Source organism: Segatella hominis (assembly GCF_004535825.1).
GTDB lineage: Bacteria > Bacteroidota > Bacteroidia > Bacteroidales > Bacteroidaceae > Prevotella > Prevotella hominis.
The window spans coordinates 38,813-54,935 of the sequence record NZ_SGVY01000023.1 but is presented as its reverse complement, the minus strand read 5'-3'; the positions used below and the strand labels follow the sequence as shown (position 1 = coordinate 54,935).

The 16,123-nt window shown below is 42.6% G+C and carries 12 protein-coding genes and 3 pseudogenes; 6 read left to right on the top strand and 9 right to left on the bottom strand.

Annotation, left to right across the window (positions count from 1 at the left end):
* Nucleotides 1–126 precede the first annotated feature (126 nt).
* Nucleotides 127–654: pseudogene (locus EXN75_RS09725) on the bottom strand (alpha-L-fucosidase); the annotation flags it as partial.
* 256 nt (nucleotides 655–910) lie between these two features.
* Here EXN75_RS09725 and EXN75_RS09720 point away from each other — a divergent pair.
* Together EXN75_RS09720 and EXN75_RS09715 are read left to right on the top strand one after the other, a co-directional pair.
* Nucleotides 911–2,063 (top strand): annotated as a pseudogene (locus EXN75_RS09720) (IS110 family RNA-guided transposase).
* Nucleotides 2,064–2,367: 304 nt separating this feature from the next.
* The gene (locus tag EXN75_RS09715; RefSeq protein WP_118117222.1) at nucleotides 2,368–2,550 is read left to right on the top strand and encodes a helix-turn-helix transcriptional regulator; all 183 of its coding nucleotides are present in this window, start codon (nucleotides 2,368–2,370) and stop codon (nucleotides 2,548–2,550) included.
* A 55-nt stretch (nucleotides 2,551–2,605) separates the two neighbouring features.
* On the opposite strand, the pseudogene EXN75_RS09710 reads toward EXN75_RS09715, so the two are convergent.
* Nucleotides 2,606–3,237: pseudogene (locus EXN75_RS09710) on the bottom strand (nitroreductase family protein).
* A 301-nt stretch (nucleotides 3,238–3,538) separates the two neighbouring features.
* On the opposite strand from EXN75_RS09710, the gene EXN75_RS09705 reads away from it, so the two are divergent.
* From EXN75_RS09705 to EXN75_RS09695, 3 genes are all read left to right on the top strand, one after another.
* A complete protein-coding gene (locus EXN75_RS09705; protein WP_134843648.1) occupies nucleotides 3,539–4,216 on the top strand; it encodes a hypothetical protein in 678 nt (225 codons plus the stop codon).
* A 231-nt stretch (nucleotides 4,217–4,447) separates the two neighbouring features.
* On the top strand, nucleotides 4,448–5,662 hold the full coding sequence (locus tag EXN75_RS09700) for an ATP-binding protein (protein ID WP_134843647.1): 1,215 nt from the start codon (nucleotides 4,448–4,450) through the stop codon (nucleotides 5,660–5,662).
* An 18-nt stretch (nucleotides 5,663–5,680) separates the two neighbouring features.
* A complete protein-coding gene (locus EXN75_RS09695; protein ID WP_134843646.1) occupies nucleotides 5,681–5,824 on the top strand; it encodes a nitroreductase family protein in 144 nt (47 codons plus the stop codon).
* Between the two features lie 67 nt (nucleotides 5,825–5,891).
* On the opposite strand, the gene EXN75_RS09690 is transcribed toward EXN75_RS09695, so the two are convergent.
* The 7 genes from EXN75_RS09690 to EXN75_RS09665 all read right to left on the bottom strand — a co-directional run bounded on the left by EXN75_RS09690 (nucleotide 5,892) and on the right by EXN75_RS09665 (nucleotide 14,212).
* The gene (locus EXN75_RS09690) at nucleotides 5,892–6,761 is read right to left on the bottom strand and encodes a DUF7281 domain-containing protein (protein ID WP_246031354.1); all 870 of its coding nucleotides are present in this window, start codon (nucleotides 6,759–6,761) and stop codon (nucleotides 5,892–5,894) included.
* A 17-nt stretch (nucleotides 6,762–6,778) separates the two neighbouring features.
* Complete coding sequence (locus tag EXN75_RS09685) at nucleotides 6,779–10,462, bottom strand: ATP-binding protein (RefSeq protein WP_134843644.1); 3,684 nt, start codon at nucleotides 10,460–10,462, stop codon at nucleotides 6,779–6,781.
* Nucleotides 10,459–11,019: a condensin complex protein MksE gene (locus EXN75_RS09680; protein ID WP_134843653.1), complete on the bottom strand. Its 561-nt coding sequence runs from the start codon at nucleotides 11,017–11,019 to the stop codon at nucleotides 10,459–10,461. The genes EXN75_RS09685 and EXN75_RS09680 overlap by 4 nt, the downstream gene beginning before the upstream one ends.
* A 46-nt stretch (nucleotides 11,020–11,065) precedes the next feature.
* Nucleotides 11,066–12,262 (bottom strand): hypothetical protein, encoded by a 1,197-nt coding sequence (locus tag EXN75_RS09675; RefSeq protein ID WP_118117218.1) that lies wholly within the window; start codon nucleotides 12,260–12,262, stop codon nucleotides 11,066–11,068.
* A 56-nt stretch (nucleotides 12,263–12,318) separates the two neighbouring features.
* Nucleotides 12,319–12,561: a PD-(D/E)XK nuclease domain-containing protein gene (locus EXN75_RS18235; protein WP_246031353.1), complete on the bottom strand. Its 243-nt coding sequence runs from the start codon at nucleotides 12,559–12,561 to the stop codon at nucleotides 12,319–12,321.
* Complete coding sequence (locus EXN75_RS09670; RefSeq protein WP_246031352.1) at nucleotides 12,552–13,691, bottom strand: ATP-binding protein; 1,140 nt, start codon at nucleotides 13,689–13,691, stop codon at nucleotides 12,552–12,554. The genes EXN75_RS18235 and EXN75_RS09670 overlap by 10 nt, the downstream gene beginning before the upstream one ends.
* 320 nt (nucleotides 13,692–14,011) lie before the next feature.
* Nucleotides 14,012–14,212 (bottom strand): hypothetical protein, encoded by a 201-nt coding sequence (locus EXN75_RS09665; protein WP_134843643.1) that lies wholly within the window; start codon nucleotides 14,210–14,212, stop codon nucleotides 14,012–14,014.
* Between the two features lie 167 nt (nucleotides 14,213–14,379).
* Between EXN75_RS09665 and EXN75_RS09660 the strand changes: the two genes are divergently transcribed.
* Nucleotides 14,380–16,062, top strand: a complete 1,683-nt coding sequence (locus EXN75_RS09660; protein WP_246031351.1) for a transposase — start codon at nucleotides 14,380–14,382, stop codon at nucleotides 16,060–16,062.
* Nucleotides 16,063–16,123 lie beyond the last annotated feature (61 nt).

Genomic DNA, 16,123 nt, shown 5'->3' with positions numbered 1-16,123 from the left:
AAAATGGGAAAGAAGTGGCATGAAACACTTTTTAGGTAACCGTTAAAATGCCCTGTTTATAGGGATTGATGGAACATTAAGGACTCAAAAATGCCCTATAAACAAGGGTGGGAAACTTTAGTTATATTTCTTAGCTGCCGCTGCCCAACCTGCCAAAATGTCTTTTTTAGGTCCCATATTCATTGAGTTCCATGGCTGATATTTACTATCCCAAAGATCAAAGTTGTCGTGATGATTGCCTAAAGCAAAGAAATATTGAGCACCAATTTTCTTATAAAAGGCAACCAACTTATCTGGATTCCATTTTTCTGCCTTGAACAGCGGCAGCAAGTCTTTGAATCCAAATTCAGACGGATGACCATAATGCTCAACATGATATCTATATTCTCGGCTACCCTCAATATACATAGAACGTGCCATCCAATCACCAGTTCCTTCCACACATTGAGGTCCCCAATGTGCCCAAATTCCAAACTTCGCATTTTTAAACCAATCTGGAACTTTGTAATTACTCTCTAAAGATTCCCAGGTAGGCGTAAATGTACCTTTCATCATGGGTTCGTCTGCCTCAGATACCGGCACCTGATATGCTTGTGCTAATGTTACCTGTACCATCGCAAAAATGGCACCTACTATAAAGAATATTTTTTTCATACCGTTTCTATTTTGTTGTTATAAAATAACAGTTTACTAATCCAGCTGCAAATTTACATAATATTTCCGAATTATAAGTCAGTATGAATAAAAAAGCACAATGATTTCCCTCGAATTGTGCGAAATTAGCTTTTTTTGAAAAAATCAAGGCCACAACTGCAAAAACAGCCATCAACGTGCTCTAAGTCACAATAATTTTTACTATCTTTGAAGCAGTGTTCATTAACCAAGTTTTTAACTTCAAAAAATTAGGCTTATGAAAGCAGTATGTGGTCTTGACGTGCACAAAGATAGCATTTATCTTTGTATTTTGCACCCTGATGGTGAATTATTTGAGCAAGTTTTCGGAGTTTTAACATTTCAACTGCATGAAATGTGCAAATTGCTCAAAAAAACACCATGTTTCAGAAGTTTCAATGGAAAGTACCAGCATTTACTGGATACCAACCTGGCGTGTGCTGTCTCCTCATTTTACACTCCGCCTTGTCAATCCGTATTTTATCAAGCAACTTCCCGGTCATAAGAGTGACGTGAAGGATGCTCAATGGATAGCAGCGTGTACAATGAAGGAACTGGTAAATGGTAGTTTTGCACCTCCAGAGATTATTCAGCAACTTCGCCAATATGACCGTAGAATCTTTGACCTCAATGAGGAAATTGTGCGTAAGGAATCCAAAGTGGATGCTGTACTCCAACGGTGCAACATCCGCTTGAGCAACTATGTCTCCAACATAGAGTGCAAGAGTTACAGAACCGTCGTGCGCAGGCTCTCGGAAGGTGTCACCGACCCACAGGAATTGATCAAAGAGATTCATGGACGCATCATCAACAAACATGGCAGAGAAACTATACTTGCCTCTATGGAGGGAGTTGTCTCCCAAGCCGAGATTGATGTCCTTCGCCAACTCCGTGAGGAAATAGACATTGCCGAGAGCCACAAGAAAGAATGCCAAGACAAAATGTCGGAGATATGCCAGAAATACTTCCCAGAGGAACTCAGACGCTTGCAAACAATCCCAGGCATCAAGGAACGTGCCGCAACATCATTGATCGCAGAGATCGGTACAGACATGAGTAAGTTCGAGACGGCAAATCACCTTGCTGCCTGGAGTGGATTACGCCCAAGAAATGATGAGTCCAACAAGAAAGTAAAGTCCCGCAAAACGACACACGGCAACAGCTATCTCAGAAGAACCATCATACAATGTGCATGGGCTGCCAGTCGGCAGAAAGACTGTTTCTTTAGTTGGTTCTCCTATCACCAGACTGTAGTGAGAAGAAAAAACAAGATGAAAGTCATCGTGGCTGTGGCGAGAAAAATGCTCGTTGCTGTTTGGCATGTCCTACATGACAATGTTGAATATTTCGACTTCAAGCATGATTGTGAAGAGTCCGCAAACAACGGATGATCATAATATACCTTCCATGAAAAGGCTACTATCTTTGTGATGGTCACACCTCGTCTGCAAATTAACTCATGTCATGGAGGGCTATGGAAGTCAGTATGAGTATAACTCGAAGAGGAAAGTATACTGATAGTAGCATTTGCATGAATGTGCAAGTGTGTGATGTTGCGTGTCTATTTTTCCTGCTATATGCAAATTTACTGGTTTTAGTTACCCTATGCGAGGGAAATCATTATCCTTTTATAGAGGAAAGATACATAGATTTGTACGTAGTTGATGGGATTTTATAATGCAATAATAGCACAATATTGATTTTTCACATAATCAGCATTGTAAACTGGAAATAGCAGAATTATTGTTGATTACAGACAATCAGCCAATCAAGGAGATAGCCTATGATTTAGGTTACAATGATCATTCGTACTTTATACGCCTATTAAAAAAAATAACAGGCATTACTCCAATGGCATATAGAAAGAGCATGAGATAAAACTGCTTATCCAATAGGTTGACGTCCTGTTTTAGAACGTCAACCTTCATTTGCCTTAATCCATGAACTTTATCATATCCTGGCGTCGTGGCTTTGCCTCCGGCGATTCATCTGGGTATCCCAGGGCGATGCAGCAGAGCAATTTGTAACCCTTGGAGAATGCCATGCGGTCGAGGTAAGGCTTGGCTGATGGAGAATCCTGTATCCAACGGGCGAACTGCCCAGGCAACAGGAACCGATGCCCTTTGACCATGCTGCAAGAATGATGTTCTCGCCAAGCAAACCGCAATCAATCTGCGCCATATCATAAGTAGTATCATAGGCGATGCAAACCACGCATGGTGCATTCACGAAGATGTTCTTGAAGCCCTTGCGCTCTGCTATCTTAGGATTATCCTTTACCACGGCTTGGGTTATCGAATCGATAAGTGCAGGAGAATCTATCACTCTGATTTCATACGACTGCAGATTCTGTCCGTTTGGCGCATGGATGCCGCATTTCAGAATCTCGTTCAGGGTATCACGGCTGATAGCGGAATCCTTGTAAGCACGAATGCTTCTGCGACTCATCATCAAGTCGGTTACCACACTTGCTGAATCAACGTTGGCTGTTGCCTCCGGAAGTCTGCTCTCATTGCAGGCAGTCAACATCAGTGCAGCTGCCAATCCAAAAAATATCTTCTTCATATGATTCATTGTATGATTAAACCTATATTTCAAATTAGTATATACCCATGTAGCGCTTTTAGTATTTATCCACGTAGCGCATTTAGTATATACCGTGCAAAGATAGCAACAAATACTGATATTCAAGAAGATACGTTATAACTTTTTAGAGTTTTTATTATTCATTCTGCCATTCTTTTAATAAGAATATATCATAGCCAAACATTTTCCACCTATTTTGCTAGAATTTTCCAAAAACTTCGTATCTTTGCAATGGCCTTATGCAAGATAAACTGTTTATAAAATCATCAAGCGTAGAATTATGGAAAGAAAAAGTTATTCTATAGATATAAATCGCATTGCACAATATGCCATGTATGCATATTGCATTTTCGCATTGTTTTCGCTGGCATTTTCTGTTTGCAGACAAGCGGGCTTATCCTTCAGAACAAGTCCCATCCTGATTCCAATAAGTCCCATCCTGGTTACTATCAAGCAACTGGTCTTGCAGCTCGCCCCTATAGCTTTATGGGGAATATTCCGCTACACGCTACCGGCAGGCGTAAAATTGCTACGACGCTGCAGCGAGTTGATGGTACTTTACTATGTGCTCTCATTCATCCTGGGCCAATGCTTCAATCTTCATCTCGTAACGATGATGCAGAACGGACAGATTACCCAAATGGCTTCCATACTCACCTGGACAGAAAGCACGATGGGTCTGATTTCCGTCATCGCCTCCCTGATAGCCGGCTGTCATCTGTGCAACAAGCACAGGGGCAACATGCGCAAACTGGGCATAGCCCTTGTCCTGGTTTTCATCGCATGGCTGATATGCTCAAATATACTCCCTGCGGCAGTGTTTTATCTGGCAGGTAACACCCAGCAGGCTGCCTTCACCTGCATGAATCTCATCAGTATGATAACCACAACATCGGCTTATATATACGCATACTATAGAATGTATCGGGCGATAAAAACTATAGGATGTATCGGGTAATAAAACTAAATAAATACAAATTCTCGGATATACAGATTACAGAAAGTGTTATCAGTTTTACAGAAAGAAATTTGCAATGCACTGCAAATTTCACTCAGAAGCACAAGAAATTTGCAATGCACTGCAAATTTCCCAAAAAACTTTCGTATATTTGCAGCGCATTTCATTTTTAGCAATCAAGATAGAATGCAAAATGAATAGCAAAGTGAATAAATAGAACATAAAGAGAATATGATAGAGCGCAAAGAATATATGAATCTCCTGGAGAAATGGAGAGATAAGAAGGCCATCAAGGTAGTAACAGGCATACGACGCTGTGGCAAGTCATCGCTGCTGAGAATGTTTAGGGAGAAACTTCTCTCGGACGGAGTATCCGAAGAACAAGTACAGAACCTCAACTTCGAGGATCTCGACAACGAACCGTTCCTCGACTATAAAATTTTGTACGCGCACGTAAAGCAGAACCTGTGCCCAGACAAGATGAACTATCTCTTCTTTGACGAGATACAGATGGTGGAAAATTTCCAGAAAGTGATAGACAGCCTGTTCCTGCTAGACAACGTAGATATTTACGTTACTGGCAGCAATGCCTACCTGCTCTCCGGCGAAATAGCCACCCTGCTCACCGGAAGATACATCGAAATCAAGCTCTTCCCTTTCTCCTTCCGAGAATTCATGCAGACGCAGCCTGCCCATATTTCCCGAGAGCTCGCCTATCGCCAATACATCGAACTGGGTTCCTTCCCATACATTCCCCAAATCAGCCAAGACCGAGAGATGGTGCGTGAATACCTGTCAGGTCTCTACAACACCATCGTACTGAAAGATGTGGTGAGCCGCAAGAAGATAACCGATGTGATGATGTTGCAAAGTGTGGTAAGATTCCTTGCTGACAATATAGGCAACATATCCGTAATCAAGCGCATCAGCGACACCATGACCTCGTTGGGCAGAAAGACTACATCTCATACGATAGAAAACTACGTCTCTGCCCTCACCGACAGCTATATCTTCTACCCAGTGCAGAGATATGATGCCAAGGGTAAGCAGCTATTGAAGACTGGACAGAAACTATATCTTGCCGACGTAGGTCTGCGCCAAGTCATCAATGGCACCAAAGGTGGCGACTTGGGGCACGTACTGGAAAACATCGTGTATCTGGAACTAGCACGACGAGGCGGAGAAATCTATGTAGGCAAAGCCGGTGATGCAGAAATAGACTTCGTGGTAATCATTGGTGAACACAAGGCATACTATCAGGTATCGCTCAGCGTAAGGGATGAAAACACGATGCAGAGAGAATTGACCCCCCTGAAGTCCATCTCCGACAATTTTCCAAAATATCTGCTCACCCTGGACAACGACCCCATCCAGTTTCATGATGGAATCAAGCAAGAATATGTGCTCGACTGGCTTATGGAATGCTATGATTCGCCTAAAAAATAAGACTCACACAGAAAAACAATGATGGAAAAGAATCAGATTTTTGAAAATATCATGAACCGTACATCGGTGAGAAGCTATACAGACATGCCTGTAGAGCCGGAGAAGGTGGAGATGATGCTGCGTGCCGGCATGGCTGCTCCATCGGCTTGCAACAAAGGATAAGTGGAAAGAGGAGAATATTTCCTATAATTATTATCAGAAATAATCTCCATCAGTAATCATATCCCTATCATCTTATATACCCCTCCTGCTCATATCCCCTGCGATAATGATGAATCATATTGACCAACGGCTGAAGGCGGACATCCGTTACTGCCATATTCTTGAATTTAGCATATTGCTGATTGTAAAGCGCAGCATTGCCTTCGGCCAATCTTTCCTCGATATCAGATGGAAACAGGAAGGAAGACCGATTACCCAGATGGGCATAAATTTCTGAAAGATAGATATGAACTCCTGCCAGATCGAAATCGCCAAAATGAACGTAACGATTGGGGATGCGGAGAAGCCATGACCTGAGATGCTCCAGATTTTCCTGTGGATAACGGCAGACAAACAAGAGTTGCTTACCAGGAAACAGAGCATCGAAAAGCCAACGCTGCGACCGAATCTGCATGAAATTCTCAGCATTCTCCATACCCACAACTATCACATCTTCCTGTATCTCGAAAAGATCCGGCTGATTGATGAAAACAGAGCTGCCCTCCATCGGCTGAAGTCTGAATGGCTTTCCATTCAGCATAGCATCTATCCGAACATAGCAATCTATCAGAAAGCCACGAAATGTATTCACCTTCTTAGCCTTTGAATCACCTACCATCCTAACCATATCTGCCCTCGTCTGCATAGAGGAAGAAGCAGAAATCCATTCTTCTAAAGAACATTTCAAGCCAAACTCCTGCGATAACAGGGTACGGCAACTCTCTCGCATGGCCTCGGCTATGCGATATTTGCATCTACTCCCATTACTCTTTAACATCAACAATCCTTCCTGCCTCAGCAAAGCCGTCATGCGAAGAGACAGCTTCGACGAAGCAATCTCCTCACCCTTCAACATCGCTAATATCTGTCGGGCATCGCCCAATCCTAACTTTTCCATATCATCAAGTATATCAATTATAATCTCTTAATCAATTGAGTAACCTTAGTATTTGCCCTATTGTCTTTGCTGAGCAGATAGGTATATTTATAATCCTCCACATTATAGGTAGTTGGCGAACTGTTTACCAGCAGAATGTTGCGGCGATTGGCAAAATCGAGGATTCCCTTCACATTGTTAGGATGCAACTTGCCTATCTCGTCCATCATGCAATGAATCTTGAAATCGCCCGATTTCTTCGATGCCTTCTCCTTAAACACATTGATGAGCATGATATTAACCATCGCCTTCACCAAAATGTCGGTGCCATCAGAACCCACATTCGCTATCTTCTCTACCCATCCCGTATCATTGTCATTTTCTTTGATGCGGAACTCCAACTTGAAGGTGTCAGCCACCTGCAACTGCTTGCGGTTAGGCTCATCCAGAAGTCCCTTCATAAAGGCAAGCAGATATTTCACCGCCTTGGCATTCACATCCTGTCGTGACTCAGTGGCAAAGAGATCCATCTCTCCCATATTGAATTGATTTTCTTCTGCAAAATCTCTGATACGCAAGAGGAGAAGCATCAACTGGTCGTTGGTCTTCAATGGGCGCAAGGCGATTTCCCTGATAACACCTGCGAAATTCCGCTCCTCGAAATCGTGGTTGATATCGTTGATGGTCTTGCCGATATCGCCTTCCCGACGGGTCAGATCGCCCACTTCCTTGGAGATTCGGAAGATGATATCGGTATATCTTCCACTGATGCGCTTCTGATATTCCGAGATTTTATCATTCTCCACAAACTCGCAGAGATTGGATGCGAAAGCGATGAACTCCTCTTCCGTTACCGGACTTACATTGAAGTGGAAGGTATTGTGAGCAGAGAACATACCTAAGAATTGCTGAGATTGCTTCTTGAAGTTGTCGAGCGAACGACCATCCTCATAGATTTGGCGCTTCAATTCTTCCACGATAGTCAGACAATCCTTGGTAGTGATCTTCTCCTCTATTTCATTACTTTCCAATGGGCACAATGTTTCGTCACGTCTAAAACTCCTCACTGCATTCAATCCTGCATCCAGCTTTTTCAAAGCAGTCTGCTGCTTAGTCAGTTGACTCTGTGCCACAGACAATTGCAGCTTGAGTCGTTCACTGCGCTGCCAGAATTTATCTTCAATCGCCATCAAAGCCTCAGCCTTGTTTTTCCGTTTCTGTCTTACGGAAGTTTCCTGGTCAAAGAGTTCTATCTTGTCGTTTCGGTAAACCGCCACCACATCACGATTCTTCCTGATAAACGCCAACTCAGCATCCAGTTCTGCTATGCGCTTGTTGTAAGCATCCAAAGTCTGGGTATCCATACCCTTGCCATGCAGTTCATCGCGCTGGGCTTTCAGGAGTTCCTGTTTGCGAGCATCCACCTGGTTCTGCTTCTCTTCTATCTGCGCCTGAATATCGTTGGCAAAGACTTCAAAAGTCTGCGTTTCCTGCTTAACCTGTCTGTTGTATTCCGTTTGGAGAGCTTTTAGCTTGCGCTGCAAATCCATCTCCAGTTGGTGTTTATTCTCTTCCTTCTTCACCTTATCGGCAACCAGCGCATTCTGCTTATCTTCCAATTCAGCCAGCTGTTGGCTGCGCCATTTTTCCAAACGTTTTTCCAACTCCAGCGCTTGCGTTTTGAGCTTCTTTTCCGTCTGAGGCAGCAGTTGCATTTCAGCCTTTTTAGCATGAAGCGATTCATTCAGCTTTCTTATCTGAAGCAGATATTTTCCCTTCAAGGTTTTATGATTCTCCTCATGCTGGTTCAGTAAATCATTCAGCTGCTTGATGATGTCAGCACGAAGTTGTTCCTTTTCAGCGAGTTGCTCCTTCAATTCCTTGGGAGTTCTGAATTTTCGCTCTACGGCAGTCAGATTGATATTTACGCCATAGAGAGAAGCCGATGATGAAGATGATGACAATGCTGATGAATCAGCAACCAATTGCGGATTCAATACATCATTATATAGTATCGTTTCTTCATCCACCACTTTTCCAATATTCTCCTGCCATCCCTTCCTGTTTTGATCGAGCCATTCAGAAAACGAACCTTTACTCTTCTTCAGAAGATTCTGAATTTTCCGGATTTCAGCCTCAACATCAGTTTTCTGTTTTTGGGGAGCATCGAGCGATGCCTGATATTTCAGTTCTGCTATTTCCAATTCATTCTGAGCTTCCTGACGCAAGGTTTCAATGCGCAGTTCCACTTCCCTTTTCTCGGTTTCTACCTGAATTTGTCTGGCTGTAAATTCAGCAAACTCCTTTTCGTTTGTCTCCATCTCACGGGCAAAAGGATTCTCGTGAGCCACCTTTGCCTTCTGAATCTTCAAGGCAGTTTCCTCATGCACCAGTTGCGCAATCATCTCGTCCACAGACGAAGTTTTTTCCCAGAACACCTCTCGGGTTTCCGTTTCAGCCTTTCTCCATTCCTGCATCAGGACTTCCTTCTGGGTCATCAAGGCTGCCTGATGTTCATTGAGCAAGGTGGTCTTGCTGTTTCTGAAAGCACGCAAATCCATATCCAGCTGTTCGAGCAGAGCCTTATACTTATCCACCACGTTCTGATAGGATTTCTCCAGTTCTGCCTTCATCGCTTCCTGTCGCTTGCGCTCTTCTTCGATGATGGTTTCCTGCTCTACTCGCTGCAAGATATCTTCTATATGAATTTCCTCATAATGTTTACGCTTGTCGGCAGTTTTCTTCAACTGCGCATCGAGTACACCCAATTCACGGGAGAGTTTATCACGCTCCTTTCCATATTTTTCCTGTTCCTCACCTATCAGTCGGTTTACCCGGTTGCATTCCGCCTCACTTTCCTGGATATCAAGACGATACTGCGGCAGGAGTTCCTGTGCCACACGCTCTGCATAATTGAGTTCCCGGCGTCCCTCGCCAATCAGTCGGCGATTGTTCAGCAAGGTGCGATAAGCATCTATCACCTTATCAGCCATTCTGCGAACCAGCACCTCGCCATTCTTCTCCTTCTTTGTCCAAAGGCTTACGTCCTTATATTCCTGTTCAAACTCCTTGATCTGTTCACGATAAAAGTTGAGATCAATGCAGTTATCCTCATCACTCATCGAGCGGATAATGGTATTCTTGATGAAATCGGCATCCAACTTGGTATTGAGGAAGACATTCTGGATAGTGCGAGGGATATTCTGATACTTGGCACTCTCTACAATGGCATACTTGCGAAAAGGCTGAAGTTCCAGGCGACGATTGTTGCCGAAGATGATGTCACGATACATCTCATAACTGCTTACGAGCGAAGATATATCATGTTTCTTACCCACCTGCTCACGTATCTGATTCCACTCGCCATACACCTGTTTATGCTCATCGATAAACCATTTGCTATCAAACGGGGCATCGATGAAACGGAACATCACTCGTCCCTGATTCTTCAAGGCAAGAACACAATAAGCCCCATTCTCACGCATCACCTCATAAACGATGTATGAATTGGGATAAGGAAAATAAAAGGCATCAAACGATTTTTTCTCCTTCGGAATGCCCAAGCGCAACTTATCTGCATTATAGAAGAACAGCAGCGCACGGAGCAAGGTACTCTTACCCACGCCCTGGGTGCCGATGAAATGAACATTTCCATCGAGTTTCACCTCAGCGTATGGGATATGGGCACTATTCAGAAATATGATTTTATTCAGATATCTCATGGCTGTTCCTCCTCTTCTTTTTCTTCAGTATCATCGGTAATAGATATGCAATCTATCAACTCCTCGATATAATGGAATGAAGCCAATACCTTCCAGGTTTTCTCCACTTCATCCTGCTGCTCAATGAATCCCATTCGTTCCAATTCACTGATCAGTTTCTCCACTATCTCATCATATGATTTTTTCTCGCTGAAGAGTTTTCCTGCCAATTCCTTCAGTTCCATATCGCAATTGATTCTCACCACGATATCTGCCGCAGAGAATACCAAACCAGATCCGAAGGCAGAATTATAAGTCTTCAGAAAGGTGAGATAATCTATCCACTTGCTCACCGCTTCCAACTTGCGCTGCAAATCTACCTTCGTTTCCTTGCGAGTGAAAAAGAAATAACCATCACCCGCTTCCAGATGAAAACCGATACCATTGTAATATTCATCATATTCAGTCTGTTGCTCTTCTATGGCATCATAATATCGCTTATTTTTCGTCTGAACACTATTGTTGGAAATAAATCCGCCTCTGCTCAGAATATTAAAGATTTCTTCTGTATAGTTCAATTTATTCATTGTCCTGTCTTCTTTTATCGTAGAAAGAATCGTATTTTTATCTCGGAAGTATCACAGGATATTCCACTCCGTCAGCCTCTGCATAATTGCCTGTAAATTTCAACTTATCCACATATTGCGAAGCTATCTGGCAGAAATATACAAGTTTATCCTCCCTGCTTTGTTTCTTATCATATTGATAATTCATCACGAAGGCAAAGAGATGGGTACTCGATGCCGAAAAAGCATTATAGATTTCCTGCAGATTCACAGCCTCCAACTTCTGTTTGTTACCTTTAAGATAATCATCCGGGATAGGTTCTGCAAGATGATCCAGCCGTCGTCCCTTTCTCTTTTTTAGCTTTTCAGAAAGAATATTGATACATTGCAAAGCCTCATCGGATGTACGAAGATTATCTATCGACAACTTGATGTAATACTTAGGTTGCGGTTCCATCCAGACAGCATTTCGACCAGCAACGACCTGTCTTACATCCGTGGCTTCCTCCCACCTAAACTGATCTTTCAGATATTTCAGTTTCTTCACCTTTTCGAAGATGCGATTCTGATAATCTATCATATTGAGGTATTGGATGATTTGGCGTTCTATCTCCAGGAGATTGTGATAAGACTCGTTGAGTTGCAAACGCACATCATTCACTACGTTTTTCATCTGCACATCCATCGCCATAGAGAAGAATACATGTTCTGTATCTATCACCCGTTCACTCTCGGTGATGAGTTGTGATATGTTCTTCATTTTCTCGCCCAGTCGCTGGAGTTTCGATTTCTTGATTTCGTAATTAGGCTCATTCTTATAAGTATTATCCATATTACGCTTCAGGTCCAAGACATTGCGAACGGTGGCCAAAGCTATCGTCTTCAGACATCGGCGCACTTCCTTGAGATACTTATATTTGCGAGTTTCATTATTTTCCTTGAGATAATAGTCGATATTCTCCTTCAAGACAGAGATATAATCACGTACCGAAGAAACATTGATTTCCTCATTCACTTCCAGTACATCCTCAAAGAATTTCTGATACACGTCCTCCATCTCCAGACAGTCGCCCGTATCACGAATCACCCCATTCTCTATCAGGAATCGGATTCGTTCCTCCTTGTATTCTGTCATTTCCAGAGCATAGTCATAGCGAAACTGAAGGGAATGTCGCTTCGCAAACATTTCCTTCAGCAAAATCTTTTCTCGCTCAAGCGTTCTGATCAGTTCATCTATAGATCGGAAAGTTCCCATTGACCTGTCTATTTAATATCTATATATCTATTTTTATTTTTCAGCAGAAAACATTTTCACTCAGCCACCCTTCTCCAACCAATCAATCCTTTTCCCAAATCATCCAGTTCTATGGCAAGTGCAATCACTTTGCGCTTGTCTGCCTTGAAAGGTTCTGTATATAGCTTGGCTTTTATCTGTTCTGTTGCAGCATCTACACCGCCATTATTGCTTAATTTCAGTTCCAGAACATACACAAAACCAGTAGTTTCTACCACCATATCGATTCTGCCTGTAGCAATCATTTTTTCTACTTCCACCCTGCATCCGATAGCATTAAGAGAGCCTTGCGAACTTCATTGTTTGGGATGCCTAACAAATAAATCCCTTCCATATATCCTTTTATTGTGAGATAACCAGACTGATAGAGGAACAGTTCTGCTCCACCACCTGTCACATCAGAAGTCTCTAATGTATCACTGTCTATAGGACAATTCTCAAAATCTTTCATTCTAATTTCTATATTGTCCACAAACTTAGGTAGCAGCGAGGTCGCCCCGGAAGAAGCCCAATAGTTCTTTAAATCAGAATCAGAGAGGGCATTGATGAGACTGAATGGATTGAATACATCTACCATGTTTTCATGACTGAAATGATAACCGTCATAGTAAGTTGTCAACTGTGTTACGGTTTCTTCAAAAGTCCATTCTTTTTTAGCTGCCAATTTACTAATTTCAGGCTTAAAATCACGGAGAGCTTCTTCTTTGGTAATACCGCAGAGAGCTGCATATTCAGGATTAAAGCTGATGTTACTCAAGTTGTTGAGTACAGAGAAAAGGGAAATCTGTGTAAACTTAGTGACACCCGTAATGAAGACAAACTTCTCGTATTTGTCCTGTGCTTTCAAGACGGCAAACACTTCTCTATAGACACTTGTGCACGCCTCGTGCTCAGGAGTCTTCCAAGAATGCTGCAATGGAGAATCGTATTCATCGATAAGAATTGCTACTTGCTGGCCTGTTTTATTACAAGCAGTTTCTATGATGTTCTTAAATCTTACAGCAAGTGAACTATCTGGACGTACAACTATTCCATACTCCGTTTCAAAAGTATGGAAAGCATCATCCAAATAGCTTCTTACACTTTTTGGCTCTGCACCAGCCTGACTCATGTCGAGTCTGATAACAGGTCGCTTCACCCATTCTGTCTCCAACTCCATGATTTTCAAGCCCCCAAAGAGTTCCTTCTTTCCCATGAAATAGGCTTCAAGTGTATCGACAAGCACAGACTTACCAAAGCGGCGCGGGCGACTCAGGTAATTATACTTTTTCCCTCTATTGGCAAGTTGCCAGATGATATCAGTCTTATCAACATAAAGGTATTCGCCTTTTCTAATTTCTTCAAAAGACTGGATGCCTACAGGCAATTTTCTATCGTTTGTCTCTACCATAATTACTCATCATTATTTCTAAGTGCAAACTTACATATTTTTTTTTGAATAAAATGCTTGTTTGATAAAAAAGTTGAAATTACAGTATTTTTTTCCAAAATCAAGTGTTTATCTGCATATATATCATGAGAAAACCTTGTGACAAGCCGATTGTGAAAGTAGGTATCAACTTAGATTCTTCAAAGGGTAATATTGAGGATTGGGAAATCAAAGGAGACTAAAAGAAATCGCCCTGAAAAGGCTCAAGCATTTCATTTCTAAATAGCTATGAATGCTCAGCCTTTTCAGGGCGATTAATTATTTATAGAGGGATTAGGGGGTTATTCCCAGGAGTCCCAGGAGTCAATACTACCCCAGTGCTCCTTGGCAGTATCTGTTCCTGGAGTTCCCATTTCTGGAATATCAGTTTTCGAGTCTCCAAGATTGTTTCCACCTTCAGTACCCGATAAACTTGCCAACAAACTTTCCATCGGTAACGGGGCACATTTTATCTGTGGCTGTAAATATACTTTTTTATTCATGATTATAATCGTTCTTACTTAATATATTTCTTACCATTAATAACTGAGCCCACTTTAAAAAGTAAGGCCTGTTTAAGATGTTTATATTTCACGATAATAATCTTCGATTTATGCCGTTATCTGGAGTATTTTTCGTATCTTTACACCATCAATCAAACAGAATGACTATGTTTAAAAAGACAGATCCGAATCCTCAGTTAGATATATTCACGGCTCCCTCAATGCAGTTAGGAAGTCGGGCTTCAAAGAAGTATTCTGACCCCAACTCATGGCATAACCAGTTTTATAGTCTCGTGACAACCAAGATTGATGAGGAGATATTCAAGCCTTTGTTCCCTGAAGGCAAGAAGAGCGGTCGCCCAAATGCCTCCATCCGCATACTCGTGGCTATGTCAGTCTTGAAGGAGGGATTCGGCTGCAGCGATGAGGATCTGTTTGAGAAGTGCGAGTTTGACCTTCTTACCAGGAAGGCTCTCGGCATGGAACTTCTGACAGATGTGACTCCATCAATAGATACCTATTATCTGTTTCGCCGCCGCATCTGCGAATATCAGGAAAGAACTGGCATTGACCTGATGCAGCTCTGCTTCGAGCAGCTTGCCGGCAATCAGGTACGTCTTCTCAAGATATCAGGCAAATGCGTCCGTATGGACAGTAAGCTTATCGGCAGCAATATCGCTTGCCAGTCTCGCTATGAACTGATACATACAACTCTGGTCAAGTTCCTCAAGACATGCACGCTTACCCATCTCTCCCCAGAGCAGGAAGAACGGGCAAAGGAATACTTGAAAGAGGATTCCTCCAAGACAGTTTATCGCTCTGACTCTGATACGCTTCAGAGCAATCTTGCCAGAATTGGTAATTTCATTATGGAGATGCTGGCAGCTTTTCCAGCTACTTCTCCTGCACATGATCTTCTTCAGCGTCTGTTTGATGAACAGTATGTTGTAATGGACGGAAAGGCTGTACTTCGAGACAAGAAGGAGGTAAAGGCTGACAGTCTTCAGAATCCTAACGATCCTGATGCAACCTATCGTAGCAAGAACGACCAGAAGGTGCAAGGCTATGTGACCAACATCACAGAGACTGTAGAGGAAGGCAAGCCTAACATCATCACTTCCGTTCAGGTTGAAACTGCAGTATTTGCAGACTGCCATTTCCTTCAGGAGGCTGTGGAAAACAGTGAACGTGTCACGGATTCTACCATTAAAGACCTTTATGCAGATGGTGCCTATCAAAGTCCAGACAATCGAGAGTTTGCGAAGAATCACAATGCCATGCAACTCAAGACAGGTAAGATGCAAGGTGGCTGTAGATGGGAACTGATACCACATGACGAGGATGGTCTGACCATCAGGGAAATTGCTACTGGCAACACCTATGAGGCCGTCAAAGCCGTCACAAAGCAGGGCTCCAGAAAGCGATGGAGAATCCCATGGAACAATAAAACCGGTTGGCGTTACTTTGAAGACAAAGACATTAAAGCCTATCAGCTAAGGAAGCAGATAGAAAGCCTTCCTTTAGAGGAACAGCATAAACGGAATAACGTTGAAGCAGCCATGTTCCAATACTGTTTTCATACACGTAATGGCAAGACCCGATACAGGGGCTTGCTCAAACATCGTATGCATGCATATAGCAGATGTATGTGGATGAACCTCCGAAGGATGGTAATATTCCAGATTTCAACATTTCGAAGATCGATATTTGCCCTTTTCGGGCCTATCAGAGAAGCTTTCGGCTCTTTCAAAGCGATTTTTCGAAAGATATTCACCAGCGGAGCCGATTGCTATGTTTCACTCAGAATGACCACACTGGTCAGACTGGATTCAAAATATGCCCCTTTTTAAAGTGGGCTCATTACTAAAGTTTCGCAAGTGAAAATCCACAAGATTAAATACTTACAAAAAA